This is a genomic window from Rhodococcus chondri (genome assembly GCF_036327435.1).
Lineage (GTDB): Bacteria > Actinomycetota > Actinomycetes > Mycobacteriales > Mycobacteriaceae > Rhodococcus > Rhodococcus chondri.
The window spans coordinates 1-3,891 of the sequence record NZ_JAUZMZ010000276.1; the positions used below are offsets into that span (position 1 = coordinate 1).

4 protein-coding genes are annotated in these 3,891 nt (G+C 66.3%); 1 reads left to right on the plus strand and 3 read right to left on the minus strand.

Features of this window, described 5'->3' with window-relative positions; all coding sequences use genetic code 11:
- Positions 1-282: 282 nt before the first annotated feature.
- Both ychF and Q8814_RS24890 read right to left on the minus strand, forming a co-directional pair.
- Positions 283-1,362 (minus strand): redox-regulated ATPase YchF, encoded by a 1,080-nt coding sequence (gene ychF / locus Q8814_RS24885; RefSeq protein ID WP_330154634.1) that lies wholly within the window; start codon positions 1,360-1,362, stop codon positions 283-285.
- 36 nt (positions 1,363-1,398) lie between these two features.
- Positions 1,399-1,827: a hypothetical protein gene (locus Q8814_RS24890; RefSeq protein ID WP_330154635.1), complete on the minus strand. Its 429-nt coding sequence runs from the start codon at positions 1,825-1,827 to the stop codon at positions 1,399-1,401.
- A gap of 184 nt (positions 1,828-2,011) precedes the next feature.
- Here Q8814_RS24890 and Q8814_RS24895 point away from each other — a divergent pair, with 184 nt between their 5' ends.
- Entirely contained in the window at positions 2,012-3,262 is a 1,251-nt protein-coding gene (locus Q8814_RS24895) for an AI-2E family transporter (RefSeq protein ID WP_330154637.1), read from the plus strand.
- A gap of 18 nt (positions 3,263-3,280) precedes the next feature.
- On the opposite strand, the gene Q8814_RS24900 is transcribed toward Q8814_RS24895, so the two are convergent.
- Positions 3,281-3,891 (minus strand): SbcC/MukB-like Walker B domain-containing protein (locus Q8814_RS24900; RefSeq protein ID WP_330154636.1); only part of this gene is annotated, 611 nt, incomplete at its 5' end.

Consider the following 3,891-nt stretch of genomic DNA (forward strand, 5'->3'; position numbering starts at 1 on the left):
GGATGCGTAAGACACACCCATGATCAATCCCTGTCCCCATGCCCGCTCCACCGGCCCGGACAGCACCTCGAATAAAACGAAAACCCCAGCTCACGGGGTCGCTAATCAACAACTACGGCGCCCTGGGGTGCTGGCTCGGAAAGGCCGCCGCTAGCCCTGCCTCAGCCCCAGCAGGGGCTAATCAGCCACTAATCCGTAGGTGCGCTATCACTGCTCAGAAAGTGGCCCTCACCTGCGGGTTCGTGATGACGATTCGCCGCCCACCTGGGCGATGTAGCCCCATCAAACGTTGAAGCGGAACTCCACGACATCGCCGTCGGCCATGACGTAGTCCTTGCCCTCGATGCGGACCTTGCCCCGGGCCTTCGCCTCGGCCATCGAACCGGCCGCGTCGAGGTCCTCGAACGAGACGATCTCGGCCTTGATGAAGCCGCGCTCGAAGTCGGTGTGGATGACGCCGGCGGCCTGCGGCGCGGTGTCACCCTTGTGGATGGTCCAGGCGCGCGCTTCCTTGGGGCCTGCGGTCAGGTAGGTCTGCAGACCGAGGGTGTGGAAGCCGGTGCGCGCGAGGGCGTGCAGGCCGGGCTCGGACTGCCCGATCGAGTCGAGCATCTCCTGGCGGTCCTCCTCGTCCAGCTCGAGCAGTTCCTGCTCGACCTTCGCGTCGAGGAACACCGCGTCGGCCGGAGCGACGGAGGCACGCAACTCGGCGATCTTCGCCTCGTCGGTGAGCACTGCCTCGTCGGCGTTGAACACGTAGAGGAACGGCTTGGTGGTGAGCAGGCTCAGCTCACGCAGCAGCGAGAAGTCCAGCTTGTCCTTCACGCTGAACAGAGTGGCACCCTCGTCGAGGAACACCTGCGCCTTGAGCGCCTCCTCGTACACGGGCTTGAGTTCCTTGTTCTTGCGCGCTTCCTTGTCCAGCCGCGGCAGGGCCTTCTCCAACGTCTGCATGTCCGCGATCACGAGTTCGGTCTCGATGACCTCGATATCCGACGCGGGATCGACCCGGCCGTCGACGTGGATGACGTCGTCGTCGGCGAACACGCGAACCACCTGACAGATCGCGTCGGCTTCACGGATGTTGGCGAGGAATTTGTTGCCCAGACCCGCCCCCTCGGATGCACCCTTCACGATCCCGGCGATGTCGACGAAGGACACCGTCGCGGGAAGGATGCGTTCGGAGCCGAAGATCTCGGCGAGACGGGTCAGTCGCGGATCAGGCAGTTCGACCACGCCGACATTCGGCTCGATGGTGGCGAACGGATAGTTCGCAGCAAGCACATCGTTCTTGGTCAGCGCATTGAAAAGCGTCGACTTGCCGACGTTGGGAAGACCGACGATTCCGAGGGTAAGGCTCACGGAATCAATATTCTACGCGGGCCCCGCGCGCGTCCCTCACGCGCACGCCACCCGCACCAACTGCGCGATCCGCGCGGCCTGGTCGTCACCGGGAACGGACGACCCGTTGGTCGCGAGTTCGCCGACCTTCGCGTTGACTTCCTGATCGTCGGCGCCACCCTCGATCAGGGGACATGTCTGGGTGACGATCGCCTCGATCGATGCCGTCTCCCGATCGGCGGACAGCGCCGGGTACCCGGCGCGGAACGCCGCGACGAACACGTCGAGCTTCGCTTCGTCGATGAGGTTGCCGACGCTACCCGCGGCACTCGACGCAGCGCTCTGGACCGACGAGACCGCGCCCTCGGCCTGTTGCTGCACGCTCGTCACCGCCGCGTTCGCCGAGGAACGCACCGCATCGTCGGTCGGCGCCTCGTCCGAGCTGCACCCGGCGAGCGCTCCCACTGCGGCGACAGCTGCCGCCATGATCGAGATCCTGACCCTACGGGGCACACCCATTCGATTCGTCACGTTTCGAGCTTGCCACGAAAGGGGATCCTGCCTCCGACAAACCGACATCTCGCTTTCCCCCCGACAACCGGCGCGGCGGGACCGTAGATTGACGGATGTCTGCAGCTTGACGGATGTCGGCCGCGCCGACCGGGCGCGCATGTCGGAAGGACCGCCGTTGACCGAACCGAAGACCGGCGAGCAGAAGCCGGCCCGAAAGGCGGATCGCGCCGCACTGCTCGGCACCGGCGGACTCTGGCTGGCCAAGTGGTCGGCGGGCCTGGTCATCATCGCCGCGGCAGCCGTGGTGCTGGGCTGGATCATCCAGAAGATGTGGGTGATCGTGCTGCCGGTCGCCCTGGCGATCGTCGTGGCGACAATTTTGTGGCCACCGACGCGGGGCATGACGAAACGCGGTGTACCACCGGCAGCAGCGGCCGGCCTCACACTCGTGGCGTTCTTCGCCATCTTCGCCGGGATCATCGCCGGGATCGCGCCCTCGGTGATCTCTCAGGTTCCCGACCTCGCCAACAAGGCGACCGAGGGCATCAACAAGGTCCAGGACTGGGTCAAGGGTCCACCGATCAATCTGCGCGACGAGCAACTCGACAGCGCCGTCGCCGCTGTGGTCGAACGACTGCAGGGCAGCGCCGCGTCGATCGCGGGCGGCGTGTTCTCCGGGGTGACCACCGCGGGCTCGATGCTGATCACCCTGGCGCTGGTGCTGGTCTTGACGTTTTTCTTCATCAAGGACGGACCCCGCTTCCTGCCGTGGCTGCACCGCGTGAGCGGAAGCCGCGCGGGCACCCACCTCGACGAGGTGCTGACCCGCATGTGGAGCACACTCGGCGGCTTCATCCGTACACAGGCCCTGGTGAGCCTGATCGATGCAGTGTTCATCGGCATCGGCCTGGTCATTCTGGGAGTGCCCCTCGCGCCGGTGCTCGCCATTCTCACCTTCATCGGCGGCTTCATCCCGATTGTCGGTGCCTTCGTCGCCGGTGCCTTGGCGGTGTTGGTGGCGCTGGTGGCGAACGGTTTTACCACTGCGCTTATCGTGCTCGCGCTGATCATCGCGGTGCAGCAGATCGAGGGGAACGTTCTGCAACCGGTGTTGCAGTCCAAGAGCATGAACCTGCACGCCGTGGTGGTCCTGCTCGCAGTGACGGCGGGCTCGTCGCTGTTCGGGATCGTCGGCGCATTCCTGGCCGTGCCGGTTGCCGCGGTCGCTGCGGTAGTGATCCGCTACCTCGGCGAACAGATAGACAAGAACTCGGTGGAAACCGATCCCGAGGATGGAACGAAGGCGCTGCCCGCGCCGGGCGATACCTCGGTGCCCGATCCGAAGATCCCGCCCGCTACCGCGCCCGAGCCATCGGAGCCCGACCCGTCCGCACCCTCGAAGACGTGAGCTTCGGGCCGCGCCGGCTCAGCCTGCGATCTGCACGGCGGAGCCGGCGCGGCCGCGGATCACGTGCAGGCGGCTGGGGATGCGCTGACGCATCTCGTCGACATGGCTGACGACACCGACCACACGACCGCCCTCTCTCAGTTCGTCGAGCACCCCCATCACCGCGTCGAGCGCGTCGGCGTCGAGCGTGCCGAAGCCCTCGTCGATGAACATGGTGTCGAGGACCAGCCCGCCCGCTTCCGCGGCCACGACATCGGCCAGCCCCAGTGCCAACGCGAGCGACGCCTGAAACGACTCTCCCCCGGACAGCGTCTTCGTGGACCGCACCACGCCGGTGTACTCGTCGTGGATGTCGAGCCCCAGACCTCCCCGCCGACCATGGGTACCGGCGGCGTCGGTATGCACGAATTCGTAGCGCCCACCGGACATCCGGAGCAGCCGTTCGGATGCCGCTTCGGCGACCTCTTCGAGTCGCGCCGCGAGCACGTACGAGCGGAGCGACATCTTGCGCGTGTTCGCGCCGCCGCCCGCGACGACGTCGGCGAGCTCTGCCAATTCGGCCTGCTCGTCGCGTAGCGGTGCAAGCTCGGCGCAGGCCTGTGCGAGTCGGGCCGTGTAGGTCTCGATGT